Source organism: Vibrio sp. M60_M70 (assembly GCF_037162085.1).
Classification (GTDB): Bacteria; Pseudomonadota; Gammaproteobacteria; order Enterobacterales; family Vibrionaceae; genus Vibrio; species Vibrio diabolicus.
On record NZ_JARLUL010000001.1, the window covers coordinates 399,791 to 413,404 of the forward strand.

Below are 13,614 nucleotides of genomic sequence, written 5' to 3' on the forward strand. Positions count from 1 at the left end.
AATATAAAAAGGACGCTAATGTTAGCGTCCTTTTTCGTTTCTTTAGTTGTTTAACCTTGCGGTTTCACGACCATCACATTGATTGGAGAATATTCCACGACCTTACTTGCGACAGAGCCAAGCATTACTTTATTGATTTTAGAACGCTTGTGACTTGGCATAATGATGAGATCAGCGCCCAAGCGCTCTGCATAATCAAGAATCGTCGCGTAGGCTTTGCCCTCAGCAACATGCACTTGGTACACCACATCTTCAGCAATATGCTTATTGGCAAAAGCTTTTAATTGCTGCTTCACGTCTTGCTTCATTTTGGCTGCTGCATCTTTTGGGAAGTATGTAGCAACCATCGACATGTGAATACCAGGTAGTACTGTTAGAAGGTGGATTTGCGCATTCGCTTGCTTTGCCTGCCAAACCGCTAGTTCAACCGCTCGGTCTGAAAAGCCTTGGTCATTTAGATCAACCGGAACAAGAATTTGTTTGTACATTCAATGTCTCTCACTAAGGCCCCTTGTCCTCGGGGCCAAATCGGTTATGCGCTCAATTGTTCCTTACGAGCACGACGTTTTTGGTTCATGGCAAGCACCAGCAAAATCATTAAGCATGGCACAAATACCCATTCTTTCATCGGACGTTCTGCATCTTGGATAACCCACTTGATCTCCCAATCAAAGTCGATACCTGCAGACTCTGCCGGGCTACCAAACTCGACCATATCGACAATCATTTTGTTGTCGCTTTCGGTCAGCATCAGACCCATAGACGAAATGCGTGCTTCCGCTGTTGTCGCACTGTCTTCGAATGGAAGACGAACCGTTTTCTCGATGTAGTCGCCCTCAAGGTTTTCGCCGGCAACACGTAGCTCCAATGATTCTCCTACATTTAGCGTTTCCGTGATTTGAGCTACCTCAACGCCAGGAGAAAGAACTTTCGCTGGATACAGCATGTCCCACCAAAAACCAGGACGGAAAAACGAAAATGTCAGTACTAATAATAGAACGGTTTCCCACCACTTGTTACGCGTGAACCACCATCCTTGTGTTGCGGCGGAGAAGATCAGCATCGCAATGATCGATGAGATGACAGTGAGTGCTAAATGCCACCAAGAGTCTATCCCCATCAACAGTAGCTGGGTATTGAACACAAACATGAATGGCAAAATGGCGGTTCGAATATCGTAAGTAAAGCCTTGGATACCTGTACGAATTGGGTCTGATTTAGCAATCGCAGCCGCCGCAAATGCCGCAAGACCTACGGGTGGGGTGTCGTCGGCCAAAATACCAAAGTAGAAAACGAACAAGTGCACCGCAATGAGTGGGATGATCAAGCCATGTGCTGCACCTAGCGTGACAATAACCGGTGCCATCAACGTAGATACTACGATGTAGTTCGCCGTTGTCGGTAGCCCCATCCCAAGAACCAAGCTGATTATTGCGGTAAACAGCAGCATAAGAATGATGCTACCGCCAGAGATAAACTCAACGAAGTCCGTCATGACCAGGCCGATACCCGTTAGGGTGACGACCCCAACTACGGTACCTGCCGCTGCCGTTGCAACGCCGATACCAATCATGTTGCGAGCGCCAGCAACCAAGCTCTCAGCCAGATCGACGAAGCCATCTTTGGTTTGCTGCATCATGTCACCTTGCCTTGATAACAGAGCAATCAATGGACGCTGAGTCAGCAAAATGAAAATCATGAACACCGTTGCCCAGAATGCTGAAAGACCTGGCGAGAAGCGCTCTACAGTCAGACACCAAACCAATACAACGATAGGCAGTAGATAGTGCAAACCAGATTTAACCGTTGGGCCAGGATCTGGTACTTCTGTTAACTCTGCATCAATCTCAATTGCGCCATCTTGCACGTGATTTGCTGAGATCTTCACCAAGCCAACGTACGCAATTAACAGGGCAACCGTAACAATTGGCGTCGCGGCATCACCAAAGACATCTTTCGTCCAACCCACTCCGTAGTAAACCAATGCGCTGATCACACACAGTCCTAAGATTGTGCCAGTAAAGGAAAGCAAACTTTGCACTAACGTTGGGTTGTGGCGACGAGGAAGACCTGTCATACCCGCTTTACACGCCTCAAGGTGAACGATGTAAATCAAAGCGATGTAAGAGATAAGTGCCGGAAGTAGGGCAGCCTTAATCACCTCAACGTATGAGATACCGACATATTCCACCATCAAGAATGCCGCCGCGCCCATGATTGGTGGCGTTAACTGACCATTGGTTGAGGCAGCAACTTCAACGGCTCCCGCTTTGGTGCCCGGAAAACCGACACGTTTCATCAATGGAATGGTAAAGGTACCAGTGGTTACCACGTTTGCGATTGAAGAGCCAGAAACAAGCCCGGATAAACCAGATGCAACAACGGCCGCTTTTGCAGGACCACCTTTCATATGACCCAGTAAAGAAAAGGCGACTTTAATGAAGTAAGCACCTGCGCCAGCGCGTTCCAGCATGGCGCCAAACAATACAAACAAGAACACAAAAGAGGTTGAAACGCCTAATGCGACACCGAATACACCTTCCGTTGTTAGCCATAAGTGAGACATGGCCTTGTTTAAGCTCGCTCCTTTATGCGCGATGACATCGGGCATATAAGGGCCAGCAAAGGTGTAAGTAAGGAAGACAGCAGCAACCACCATCAGTGGTGGACCGAGCGCTCGGCGTGTTGCCTCTAAAAGGAGAACCATACCGATGACAGCAACGACGATATCTGCCGTTGTTGGTGCACCGGAACGTCCAGCTAGCTCGGTATAAAAAAGGTAAATATATGCCGCAGAAAAACTACCTGCTAGCGCCAATATCCAATCGACAAGAGGGATATGATCGCGAGGGGAATTTTTCATCGCTGGGTAAGCAGTGAAAGCCAAGAAGATCGCGAAAGTGAGGTGGATTGATCGCGCTTCCGTGTCGTTCAGTACGCCGAAATTAAAAATAAATGGTAGCGGAGATGCGTACCATAATTGAAATAGTGACCAACACAGAGGAACAAACCAAAGGATTCGTCCTTGCATTCCCGAGGGGCTACGTGCACCTGTGTCTGCCTGAGCCACCATTTCTTGCACATCTTGTGACGGAGCTTGATTCGTCGCCATGTACTTTTTCCTTATTATTGATGGTCCTGTCGGATTTTTATCGAGAACCACACTTCGCCTTTATCAGTGTAGCGAATGGAGCGAAGTTTGCTTTCGAGTATTTTGCTGCCTGAACTCAAAGTGTTGAATTTTGGAGACTCTGCTAGGCGGCGTTTAAGTTTTTCTTGGGTATGAACTCGCAATTTTCGGAAGAAAACTGGCGAATGAAGCATGCAGTTAGCACGTGCTACAACCTGCATGCTCAAACAGGCAGAAAACCATCTTTTCCTGCCTGTGAGTTTGGAGTCTGAGGAAGTTACTTAAGTAGACCCACTTCTTTGTAGTATTTTTCTGCACCTGGGTGAAGAGGGATAGATAGACCCGCTTTCACCATGTCTTCTTTTTTCAGGTTTGCAAACGCAGGGTGTAGACGTTTGAACGTATCGAAGTTTTCAAACACGGCTTTTGCAACGTTGTAAGCGACATCGTCTGAAACGTCTGCTGTTGTAACCATCGTTGCCGCAACACCAAAGCTGTTTACGTCTTTGTCTGTGCCACGATACATGCCAGCCGGCACTGAGCTAAAGGCGTAGTATGGGTTATCAGCAACAATCTTATCGATTTTCGGGCCAGTTGCAGAAACTAGCTTAGCATCACATGATGTTGTTGCTTCTTTGATTGAACCGTTCGGGTGACCCACCATGTAAATGAATGCGTCAATTTTGTTGTCACAAAGTGCTTGGGAACGCTCAGAGCCCTTTAGCTCAGAAGCCAATTTGAAGCTGTCGTTTGTCCAGCCCATCGCTTCCATAACAACGCCCATGGTTGCACGGTCACCAGAGCCAGGGTTACCGATGTTTACGCGCTTACCTTTTAGGTCTTCAACGTTTTCGATACCTGAATCTGCACGAGCAATGATGTTGAAAGGTTCTGTATGAAGAGAGAACATTGCACGTAGCTTTTTGTACGGGCCTTGTTCCGCAAACTTACTCGTACCGTTGTAGCCGTGGTACTGCCAATCCGATTGCACGATACCAAAATCTAACTCGCCAGCACGGATAGTGTTAACGTTGTAAATAGAGCCGCCAGTCGATTCTACTGAACAACGAATGTTGTGTTCTTTACGACCTTTATTGACCAATTTACAGATAGCACCACCAGTAGGGTAGTAAACACCTGTAACAGAGCCAGTACCGATAGTAATAAACTCTTGAGCGTTAACTGCGCCTGCACCCATTACTGCTGCAGCGATAGCGCCTACTTTGAGAAGTTTGTTAAATGCCATGAATTTCCCTTCCTTATATTCATTATTTACCCGGAAATAACCATAAATCACTTCTGGAGTTTCCTATTTGGAAACGGCATCTTTTCCAATCCAATCGTTTGAAAAAGCGAGCGAATCATAACAAAAAATTGGCAGAAAATTATCCAATTGTTAAATGTTATAGTTGATAAGTCTGAATCTTGTGCAGGAGGATAGTGTTAGATTTGTGATTTAATTCTTTTTATAACAAACACTTAATAAGGATTAAGTGAACGAAGTGAAAAAGATCAATTGCGTGATGTTAATCACAAAATGGGTGGTTAGATAATGGTCTGGATAAGCAAAAAATTTACATAAATCATGGGCTACAAAATGAGATTTCTTTTATAGCCCACAAAGAGTTAGCTGATCTAAATGTGAAAGAACTTAGCCAGTGTATTCGAACAGTTCACACACTGATTTGAACAACTGTTCAGTCGTAATCGCCATCGCTGGAGTGATAAAGATAGTGTCATCACCTGCAACAACACCAAGAATACCTTCGGATTTACCCAGTGAGTCAAGCAAGCGAGCAATCAACTGCGCAGCACCAGGGCCAGTATGGATAACAACTAATGCCGCGTTATGGTCAATGTCTAGCACCAGTTCACGCAAAGAGCTGCTTACAGTCGGTACGCCTAGCTCAGCAGGAAGGCAGTAAACCATTTCCATTTTTGCATTGCGTGTGCGGACGGCGCCAAATTTAGTCAGCATGCGTGATACTTTCGATTGGTTAATGCTTTCAAATCCTTGTTGTTTGAGTGCATCAACAATCTCACCCTGTGAGCCAAAGCTCTCTTCTTTTAATAGGGCTTTAAAGGCGCGGACTAAGTTGTCTTGTTTTTCTGAATTGCGCATAGTCATTACGAATCTCTTATTACGGGTCAGCAATTTTGCATATTCTCGCATATATATTCATGCGGTGCCAAAGAGTCCCAGTATTATGTTAGTTACGTCACTGTAAACTATATACCACATGGAATTCTTTAACTATATGAAGTAGGGCTGTTTTTGTTTTCTTGAATTCCTTGTCATTTCAACAGAATAAAAGAATAATCCAAGCCCCATTTGTAGCACGGTAACAGCGAGTTGCGCGAGGTCGCAAAGCTAGCGTTAATTGATTGTAATCAAGTTGTGATTCCGATAGCTTTATTTAAGTTGGTTACAAACTACCCTACGAATACGTTTATAAGAGAAATACTCTCAAGGAGAACTACATGAAAGTAGCCGTTATTGGTGCCGCTGGTGGCATCGGTCAAGCCCTGGCCCTTCTACTTAAGAACCGTCTTCCTGCTGGTTCTGATTTAGCCCTATACGATATTGCTCCAGTAACTCCTGGTGTGGCTGCTGACCTTAGCCACATCCCGACGCCAGTTTCTATCAAAGGTTACGCGGGTGAAGATCCTACTCCAGCACTAGAAGGTGCGGATGTTGTGCTGATTTCTGCAGGTGTTGCTCGTAAGCCTGGTATGGATCGCGCGGATCTATTCAATGTAAATGCTGGTATTGTTAAGTCGCTAGCGGAGAAGATTGCGGTTGTTTGTCCGAAAGCTTGTGTTGGTATCATCACAAACCCGGTAAATACAACAGTGCCAATTGCCGCTGAAGTACTTAAGAAAGCGGGTGTTTACGATAAGCGTCGCTTGTTCGGTGTAACAACACTTGACGTTATCCGTTCAGAAACATTCGTTGCAGAGCTAAAAGACAAAGATCCAGGTGACATTCGCGTACCTGTTATCGGTGGTCACTCTGGCGTAACGATCTTACCTCTACTGTCTCAAGTGGAAGGCGTTGACTTTACAGCTGAAGAAGTAGAAGCATTAACGAAACGTATTCAAAACGCAGGTACCGAAGTTGTAGAAGCGAAAGCGGGTGGTGGTAGTGCAACACTATCAATGGGCCAAGCTGCATGTCGCTTTGGTCTGTCTCTAGTTCGTGCTCTTCAAGGTGAAGAAGGCGTAGTTGAATGTGCATACGTTGAAGGCGACGGTGAGCACGCGACTTACTTCGCACAGCCTGTGAAACTAGGTAAAGAAGGCGTAGAAGAAGTACTAAGCTACGGCAAACTCAGCGACTACGAAAAGTCTGCACTAGACGGTATGCTAGAAACACTAAATGGCGACATCAATATTGGTGTTGAATTCGCAAAGTAATCTAGAAAGCTCGAATAAGAAGAAAGCCGATCAAAATGATCGGCTTTTTTGATCTTTGGCTTCTCTGCTTCGTAAAATTACTTGATCAAAACAACGTGGTGAAGGAGAAGATGATGGAAGCAAGTCGAATCCGTAAAGGCATGGTTGTTGAATGCCAGCAGGGCGTAGGTACGATATTGGTGGTCGACCGTGAAGCAGAGACGGTACTGTTGTCGAAACAAGGTTCTGATCAGCAGATTGCGGTTAGCTTTGATGAAATAGAAGATGACCCACAACTGCATGGCGGTAGTGACAGATATTACTAGCGCTTATCACGGCATTAGGTATCAGATACAAAAAAGGAAGAGCTTGCTCTTCCTTTTTGTTTTAAGTCTTGCGTTATGGGTTGCTATGATTACTTCGTGCGTTGTACCGCGACATGAGCCAGAGTAATAAGCGCTTGCTTGTATTCAGATTCCGGCAATACTGATAGTTCTTCGATCGCTTTGTCTGCTTCTTCTAGTGCTTTTTGCGTCGTGTATTCCAGAGATCCGGCCTCTTTCATCACCGCGAGAATTTCTTCTAAGCGATCCATGCCATTGGCCTTCTCAATTGCTTCGCGAATCATGAGGGCATTGTCTGGCGTGGTATTACGCATAGCGTGAAGTAGAGGCAAAGTTGGCTTGCCTTCAGCCAAATCATCCCCCACATTTTTACCCATGTCTTCGCCATCAGAGGTGTAATCCATGACGTCATCAATAAGCTGAAACGCAGTACCCAAATACTTACCGTAATTTTGCATTGCGATTTCAACATGCTCAGGAGCATCGTTTAAGATTGCGCCAATTTGAGTTGCAGACTCAAATAAGCGTGCCGTCTTAGAGTAGATGACTTGCATGTAGCTTTCTTCTGTCGTGTCAGGATCGTTACAGTTCATCAACTGCTGAACTTCACCTTCGGCGATCACGTTTACGGCGTTGCTCATTAGCTTAAGGATCTTCATGGATCCTAGCTCCGTCATCATTTGGAATGAGCGAGTATAGATAAAGTCCCCAACTAACACGCTAGCAGCATTGCCAAATGCAGCATTCGCAGTTGCTTTACCGCGGCGCATGTCTGATTCGTCGACCACGTCATCATGCAGCAAAGTCGCTGTATGGATGAACTCAATAAACGCAGCTGCCATGGTATGACCGTTGCCTTGGTAACCAAGTGCGCGGGCTGACAGTATCGCTAAAAGCGGTCTCAGACGTTTGCCTCCACCACTCACGATATAAAAACCGAGCTGGTTGATTAAAGAGACATCAGAATTAAGTTGGGCTTGAATTGTTTCATTCACTTTTGCCATGTCATCGGCAGTAAGCGCTTGGATAGTTTTAAAATCCATCGTATATCCGGCTGAAGTTAGACCCTGCAAGGCTTATTCGATTTATATAATTGTCGAATAATACACTAAAAAACGTTGATTAATACATTACTAAAGGGCATGATTGCCGCACTTTTCTTTGGCGATTAGCTTTTCGCCAATTTTTTCAAAATATGGCTTGTCATAGGAGCATCTATTCTGTAGAATCTGCGCCCTATTGATGATTAGTTTAGCGCACACCCTCAAGAAAGGCTGTGCGGAAAAAGCGGAGTAAAATATGTACGCTGTTTTCCAATCTGGTGGTAAACAACACCGTGTAAGCGAAGGTCAAACTCTTCGTTTAGAGAAATTAGACGTTGAAACTGGTGCAACTGTAGAATTTGATAAAGTTCTTCTTGTTGCTAACGGCGAAGACATCAAAGTTGGTGCTCCTCTTGTAGAGGGCGGCAAAATTGTTGCTGAAGTTGTACAACACGGTCGTGGCGATAAAGTTAAAATCGTTAAGTTCCGTCGTCGTAAGCACTCTCGTAAGCAACAGGGTCACCGTCAGTGGTTCACTGAAGTGAAGATCACTGGTATCAACGCTTAATCTATTAGGAGAGTTTAACAATGGCACACAAAAAAGCTGGTGGTTCTACTCGTAACGGCCGCGATTCAGAAAGCAAACGTCTAGGTGTTAAGCGTTTCGGTGGTGAATCTGTACTTGCAGGTAACATCATCGTTCGTCAACGTGGTACTAAGTTCCACGCTGGTAACAACGTAGGTATCGGTAAAGACCACACTCTATTCGCTCTTACTGAAGGTAAAGTGAAGTTCGAAGTGAAAGGTCCTAAGAACCGTAAGTTTGTAAGCATCGAAGCTGAGTAATTAGGTTTTTACCAAGTTACTTAATAGCTTTAAGCTGAATTCAAAAGCCCTGCCGAATCGGCGGGGTTTTTTATTTATGGCAGTCGACATATCGAAGTTTCTCGTTTCCACGTTATTTGTGGGCTGGGAGCTTAGATCTGTCATCTGCTAAAATTGTCAGATGACAAAGTAGATTTAATCCACGCACGAAGTAGTCGGAGTAAAAGATGAAGTTCGTAGATGAAGCGGTAGTAAAAGTTCAGGCTGGCGACGGCGGTAGCGGCGTTGTCAGTTTCTGGCGTGAAAAATTCATCACTAAAGGTGGCCCTGATGGCGGTGATGGTGGCGACGGTGGTGATGTTTATATCCAAGCCGATGAAAACCTTAACACTCTGATTGATTATCGTTTCCAGCGCTTCTACGAAGCGGAGCGTGGTGAGAATGGCCGCGGTGGTAACTGTACTGGTAAACGTGGTAAAGACATCGTTCTTCGCGTGCCTGTAGGTACGCGCGCAGTGGATATCCACACAAATGAAATCGTGGCAGAAGTTGCTGAACACGGTAAGAAAGTGATGATCGCAAAAGGCGGTTGGCACGGTCTAGGTAACACGCGTTTCAAATCTTCAGTAAACCGCGCGCCTCGTCAAAGAACATTAGGCACAAAAGGTGAAGTACGTGAAATTCGCCTTGAACTATTGCTTCTTGCTGACGTTGGTATGCTTGGTCTACCTAATGCAGGTAAATCAACCTTTATCCGCGCAGTCTCAGCAGCAAAACCAAAAGTCGCTGATTACCCATTCACGACGTTGATCCCAAGCTTGGGCGTAGTGAGTGTCGTACCAGAGAAAAGCTTTGTTGTTGCAGACATTCCAGGTCTTATCGAAGGTGCAGCAGATGGCGCTGGTCTTGGTATTCGATTCTTGAAGCACTTAGAGCGTTGCCGAGTGTTGCTGCACATGATCGATATTATGCCAATTGATCAGTCTGATCCGGTGCAAAATGCATTAACGATCATTGATGAGCTAGAGCAATACAGTGAAAAACTGGCAAGCAAGCCACGCTGGTTAGTATTCAACAAAGTTGATTTAATGCCTGAAGAAGAAGCGAATGAGAAGATCCAAGAAATCTTAGACGCACTAGGCTGGGAAGACGAGTACTTTAAGATCTCGGCGATCAACCGCAACGGCACTAAAGAGCTTTGTTACAAACTGGCTGACTTTATGGATAATCTACCTCGCGAAGAGGAAGAAGTGGCTGAAGAAGATAAAGTTAACTTCATGTGGGATGACTACCATAAAGATGCGATGGCGGGTAAAGACGTTATCACTGAAGATGACGACGACGATTGGGATGACTGGGACGATGAAGAAGATGACGGTCACGTTGTCTACGTTCGTGACTAATCAGAACCGTCAAACAATGCCTGTTTGCCTATAATTCATTAAGCCGCAATTATTTATTGCGGCTTTTTTTGTATCTAAATCATATTTAGATGGTGTGATTTACGGCACAATAGCCGATACGTCGTGATTTTTGAGGGCTAGTTTGGACCTCTCGCGTATGAATGAGCAACACCCTAAAAGGAATTAGACTTATTTATGACTCTAGAAACCATACCGTCTGGAGAGTTGGCGGTATCCACTCAACGATCTATTTCTCGCCTTGTTGCCCAAGCCGGGCAAATGCTACTCGCTCATGGTGCTGAAAGTACTCTGGTGAGCGATATTATGCGCCGTATTGGCCTTGCTTGTGGGGTTAATGAAGTTGCGGTTGCGCTATCAGCCAATGCACTGGTTGTAACGACGGTAATGGATGGACACTGCATCACCACCACCCGAAGTTGTGCCGATCGTGGCATTAATATGCGCGTTATTACGCAAATTCAACGTATCTGCATCATGATGGAGCGTGGGCTGCTCGATGCAACCATGGCGCAGAAAAAGCTGAACGCCATCAGTCCAGAGCGTTATAACCGCTGGTTGGTGGTGTTTATGATTGGCTTGTCATGTGCGGCATTCAGTCATCTGGCAGGTGGTGATTTGGGGGTATTTGTTATGACCTTTTTAGCATCAGCTGGTGGCATGATCGTTCGCCAAGAAATTGGTCATCGTCACTTTAATCCTTTACTGAACTTTGCAGCGACCGCCTTTGTCACGACCTTAATTTCTGCGCAAGCTGAAATCTATCAAATCGGCAATCTGCCCACCGTTGCAATGGCATCGTCGGTATTAATGCTCGTGCCGGGTTTCCCGTTGATCAACTCGGTAGCAGACATGCTGAAAGGGCACATTAACATGGGTATTGCCCGGTTTGTGATGGCCAGCTTACTGACGTTGGCGACGAGTTTGGGCATCGTTGCTGCGATGAGCGTTACTGGAATTTGGGGGTGGGCAATCTAATGAGTTTGTTTGATTTGATGCTTGGCCTGCTGAATGACATGTTTTTCGCTGCGATTCCCGCAGTTGGATTTGCACTGGTTTTTAACGTGCCACAAAGAGCTTTAGTGTATTGCGCTGTTGGCGGCGCGATTGGACACGGCAGCCGTTATTTGATGATGCAGTTTGGTATTCCCATTGAATGGGCGACCTTTTTTGCCGCGACGCTAGTTGGGATGATTGGTGTGTACTGGTCTCGCCGCTTTCTCGCGCACCCAAAAGTGTTCACTGTGGCAGCTTTGATCCCGATGGTACCTGGCGTGTTTGCTTACAAAGCAATGATAGCCATGGTTGAGATCAACCATATTGGTTATTCACCTGAGCTCGTTGCAACTTGTATGGAGAACTTTCTTAAGGCCATGTTTATTATTGCTGGTTTAGCTGTTGGTCTTGCTGTTCCAGGGCTGTTATTCTATCGCCGCAGACCTATTGTATAAGGACCTAACATGATCATTAGTATGATTGCCGCGATGGCCGACAATCGCATCATTGGCAAAGACAATCAAATGCCTTGGCATCTTCCCGCCGATTTCGCTTGGTTTAAGCGTTGTACTATGGGAAAACCGGTTGTGATGGGACGCAAAACCTATGAGTCTATTGGTCGCCCTTTACCTGGTCGCTTGAATATTGTTATCAGCCGTGATGAGACACTAAAGATCGAGGGCGTCACTACAGTAACATCGATTGAGCAAGCTTTGGACGTGGCTGGCGACGTGGAAGAAGTGATGATCATTGGTGGTGGTGCGATTTACGCAGCTTGTCTGCCGATGGCCAATAAACTGTATGTAACACACATTGAAGCCGCGATTGATGGTGATACTCAGTTCCCAGACTGGGGAGATCAATTTAAGGAAACCTATTCAGAAACGTATCAAGCGGATGAGAAGAACGCCTACAACATGCGCTTTACTGTGTTAGAAAAGTAATTCGAAATTAAAACAGCGTAGTTAATACGGTAATGCCGTTCGTATAACACCGAGCGGCCATCCCGGCCTGCCATCATCCTGAAAGCGACGGAGGAGCGTGATTCAGGATCTTCTATACGAGTACTTTGTTGTCAAAGGTATCTCTATCTACCCGCAGCGTGCGGATATTAGATTCCTAGTTTCGCTAAGTCGCTGGAATGACTCTACAGGAGATGTTAGGTAACAGGCATTCTCCCTACGATGGATTATCGACTATTATTCAGTGTTTAACTTAACGCATCCTGAGTAAAGATTTTCTTATCGTCCCAACGGAGCATGGTTAGGCTTCCGCCCCAAACACAGCCAGTATCTAGTCCGATGATCTCTTCGTCTACATGGCCTTGTAGTGCAGCCCAGTGACCAAATAACACCGTTTTATTGAGGTGAACGCGCTGAGGTACATCAAACCATGGAATAAGTTCGTTACCGGAAACTTGTTGTGGTGGTAGTTTACAATCCATATCCAAACGACCATCGGGGAAACAAAAGCGCATCCGCGTAAAAGCATTGATAATATAACGGTATCGATCCAAACCCTGTAGAGAGTCATCCCAGGAATCAGGTTGATTACTGTACATGTTTTTTAAGAGCCAAGGCAGCTCTTCACTTTGGATGATGCGTTCAACTTCGCGGGCACATTTTCTTGCGGTTTTTAGATTCCACTGCGGTGATATCCCAGCGTGACACATCACGAACTCGTCATGCTCGGCCATAAGAGGTTGCTGAGCTATCCATGCCAATAGATCTTCTTTATCGGGTGCAGTGAAAATAGGCGCGGTTTTATCTTTGTCTTTGACCTTTTTTATCCCGTGAGCAACGGCGAGCAGGTGAAGGTCGTGATTACCAAGCACCACGGTTGCGCTTGTGCCAAGCGACTTCACAAAGCGTAAAGTTTCTAGTGATTTAGGCCCTCTGGCGACCAAATCACCAGCGAGCCAAAGTTGGTCTTTTTTCGCAGAGAAAGAGACTTGTTCTAGTAGTCGCTGCAATTCATCAAAACAGCCTTGAATATCACCAACAATATAGGTAGCCACTGAATCTCCAATTTACTAATTTAAAACATTTGGAACAGCAAGACGAAATGGTTCAATTTCGGTGATGAACTCCTGTCCTTTTTCATCCAGCATTTTGTAGTGCCCTTGCATAACGCCGACAGGGGTTTCTAACGCGGTTCCGCTACTGTACGTGTATTCATCATTGCTTGGAATAAAAGGTTGTTGACCCACCACGCCATCACCTTCAACCGTCATTTGCTTGCCATTCGAGTCTGTGATTAACCAGCGACGACTCACTAACTGCACGGTTTGTTGGCTAAGGTTTTTGATGGTGATGATATAGGCGAAAACGTAGCGTTGTAGCTCAGGATTGGACTGTTCTTCGATGTATTTGGTGTGAACTTGAATTTTGATGCAAGGTTGAATGACGTCCATGTGCACTCCTCAGAAACGTAATATCCCAATAATAATAAGCCAAACC

Annotated in this window: 15 protein-coding genes; 8 read left to right on the plus strand and 7 right to left on the minus strand. The window is 45.6% G+C overall.

From position 1 onward, the window contains the following. Positions 1 to 50: 50 nt before the first annotated feature. The 4 genes from P4S59_RS02000 to argR all read right to left on the minus strand — a co-directional run bounded on the left by P4S59_RS02000 (position 51) and on the right by argR (position 5,252). Complete coding sequence (locus tag P4S59_RS02000; protein ID WP_005392306.1) at positions 51 to 488, minus strand: universal stress protein; 438 nt, start codon at positions 486 to 488, stop codon at positions 51 to 53. Positions 489 to 532: 44 nt separating this feature from the next. Beyond that, positions 533 to 3,112 carry a TRAP transporter permease gene (locus tag P4S59_RS02005; protein ID WP_053809458.1) on the minus strand — a complete coding sequence of 860 codons (2,580 nt, stop codon included), beginning with the start codon at positions 3,110 to 3,112 and terminating at the stop codon, positions 533 to 535. A 295-nt stretch (positions 3,113 to 3,407) separates the two neighbouring features. Beyond that, on the minus strand, positions 3,408 to 4,376 hold the full coding sequence (locus P4S59_RS02010; protein WP_005392302.1) for a TAXI family TRAP transporter solute-binding subunit: 969 nt from the start codon (positions 4,374 to 4,376) through the stop codon (positions 3,408 to 3,410). Positions 4,377 to 4,781: 405 nt separating this feature from the next. After that, positions 4,782 to 5,252, minus strand: a complete 471-nt coding sequence (argR, locus tag P4S59_RS02015) for a transcriptional regulator ArgR (RefSeq protein WP_337168629.1) — start codon at positions 5,250 to 5,252, stop codon at positions 4,782 to 4,784. A gap of 359 nt (positions 5,253 to 5,611) precedes the next feature. Between argR and mdh the strand changes: the two genes are divergently transcribed. Together mdh and P4S59_RS02025 are read left to right on the plus strand one after the other, a co-directional pair. Further along, positions 5,612 to 6,547 (plus strand): malate dehydrogenase, encoded by a 936-nt coding sequence (gene mdh / locus P4S59_RS02020; protein WP_046874036.1) that lies wholly within the window; start codon positions 5,612 to 5,614, stop codon positions 6,545 to 6,547. Positions 6,548 to 6,660: 113 nt separating this feature from the next. Next, complete coding sequence (locus P4S59_RS02025) at positions 6,661 to 6,852, plus strand: hypothetical protein (RefSeq protein WP_005392299.1); 192 nt, start codon at positions 6,661 to 6,663, stop codon at positions 6,850 to 6,852. A gap of 89 nt (positions 6,853 to 6,941) precedes the next feature. On the opposite strand, the gene ispB is transcribed toward P4S59_RS02025, so the two are convergent. Next, positions 6,942 to 7,913 carry an octaprenyl diphosphate synthase gene (ispB, locus tag P4S59_RS02030; RefSeq protein ID WP_005392297.1) on the minus strand — a complete coding sequence of 324 codons (972 nt, stop codon included), beginning with the start codon at positions 7,911 to 7,913 and terminating at the stop codon, positions 6,942 to 6,944. A gap of 256 nt (positions 7,914 to 8,169) precedes the next feature. On the opposite strand from ispB, the gene rplU reads away from it, so the two are divergent. From rplU to folA, 6 genes are all read left to right on the plus strand, one after another. Continuing rightward, a complete protein-coding gene (gene rplU / locus P4S59_RS02035; protein ID WP_005383096.1) occupies positions 8,170 to 8,481 on the plus strand; it encodes a 50S ribosomal protein L21 in 312 nt (103 codons plus the stop codon). A 20-nt stretch (positions 8,482 to 8,501) separates the two neighbouring features. After that, complete coding sequence (gene rpmA, locus P4S59_RS02040; RefSeq protein WP_005383095.1) at positions 8,502 to 8,759, plus strand: 50S ribosomal protein L27; 258 nt, start codon at positions 8,502 to 8,504, stop codon at positions 8,757 to 8,759. A gap of 206 nt (positions 8,760 to 8,965) precedes the next feature. Continuing rightward, positions 8,966 to 10,141 (plus strand): Obg family GTPase CgtA, encoded by a 1,176-nt coding sequence (gene cgtA / locus P4S59_RS02045; RefSeq protein WP_005383091.1) that lies wholly within the window; start codon positions 8,966 to 8,968, stop codon positions 10,139 to 10,141. A gap of 195 nt (positions 10,142 to 10,336) precedes the next feature. Next, positions 10,337 to 11,137 carry a threonine/serine exporter family protein gene (locus P4S59_RS02050; RefSeq protein ID WP_337167926.1) on the plus strand — a complete coding sequence of 267 codons (801 nt, stop codon included), beginning with the start codon at positions 10,337 to 10,339 and terminating at the stop codon, positions 11,135 to 11,137. Beyond that, positions 11,137 to 11,610 carry a threonine/serine exporter family protein gene (locus P4S59_RS02055; RefSeq protein ID WP_005392295.1) on the plus strand — a complete coding sequence of 158 codons (474 nt, stop codon included), beginning with the start codon at positions 11,137 to 11,139 and terminating at the stop codon, positions 11,608 to 11,610. The genes P4S59_RS02050 and P4S59_RS02055 overlap by 1 nt, the downstream gene beginning before the upstream one ends. Positions 11,611 to 11,619: 9 nt before the next feature. Then, entirely contained in the window at positions 11,620 to 12,099 is a 480-nt protein-coding gene (gene folA, locus P4S59_RS02060; RefSeq protein ID WP_005392293.1) for a type 3 dihydrofolate reductase, read from the plus strand. A gap of 266 nt (positions 12,100 to 12,365) precedes the next feature. On the opposite strand, the gene P4S59_RS02065 is transcribed toward folA, so the two are convergent. Beyond that, positions 12,366 to 13,172, minus strand: coding sequence for a symmetrical bis(5'-nucleosyl)-tetraphosphatase (locus P4S59_RS02065; RefSeq protein ID WP_109168751.1), 807 nt, complete (start codon positions 13,170 to 13,172; stop codon positions 12,366 to 12,368). A gap of 15 nt (positions 13,173 to 13,187) precedes the next feature. Then, entirely contained in the window at positions 13,188 to 13,568 is a 381-nt protein-coding gene (gene apaG, locus P4S59_RS02070) for a Co2+/Mg2+ efflux protein ApaG (RefSeq protein WP_005379668.1), read from the minus strand. Positions 13,569 to 13,614 lie beyond the last annotated feature (46 nt).

Coding starts and splice junctions, on each gene's coding strand:
- P4S59_RS02055 (WP_005392295.1), top strand. CDS start 11,137: ATGAGTTTGTTTGATTTGATGCTTGGCCTGCTGAATGACATGTTTTTC.
- apaG (WP_005379668.1), bottom strand. CDS start 13,568: ATGGACGTCATTCAACCTTGCATCAAAATTCAAGTTCACACCAAATAC.
- rplU (WP_005383096.1), top strand. CDS start 8,170: ATGTACGCTGTTTTCCAATCTGGTGGTAAACAACACCGTGTAAGCGAA.
- mdh (WP_046874036.1), top strand. CDS start 5,612: ATGAAAGTAGCCGTTATTGGTGCCGCTGGTGGCATCGGTCAAGCCCTG.
- argR (WP_337168629.1), bottom strand. CDS start 5,252: ATGCGCAATTCAGAAAAACAAGACAACTTAGTCCGCGCCTTTAAAGCC.
- ispB (WP_005392297.1), bottom strand. CDS start 7,913: ATGGATTTTAAAACTATCCAAGCGCTTACTGCCGATGACATGGCAAAA.
- P4S59_RS02025 (WP_005392299.1), top strand. CDS start 6,661: ATGGAAGCAAGTCGAATCCGTAAAGGCATGGTTGTTGAATGCCAGCAG.
- P4S59_RS02000 (WP_005392306.1), bottom strand. CDS start 488: ATGTACAAACAAATTCTTGTTCCGGTTGATCTAAATGACCAAGGCTTT.
- cgtA (WP_005383091.1), top strand. CDS start 8,966: ATGAAGTTCGTAGATGAAGCGGTAGTAAAAGTTCAGGCTGGCGACGGC.
- rpmA (WP_005383095.1), top strand. CDS start 8,502: ATGGCACACAAAAAAGCTGGTGGTTCTACTCGTAACGGCCGCGATTCA.
- P4S59_RS02010 (WP_005392302.1), bottom strand. CDS start 4,376: ATGGCATTTAACAAACTTCTCAAAGTAGGCGCTATCGCTGCAGCAGTA.
- P4S59_RS02050 (WP_337167926.1), top strand. CDS start 10,337: ATGACTCTAGAAACCATACCGTCTGGAGAGTTGGCGGTATCCACTCAA.
- folA (WP_005392293.1), top strand. CDS start 11,620: ATGATCATTAGTATGATTGCCGCGATGGCCGACAATCGCATCATTGGC.
- P4S59_RS02005 (WP_053809458.1), bottom strand. CDS start 3,112: ATGGCGACGAATCAAGCTCCGTCACAAGATGTGCAAGAAATGGTGGCT.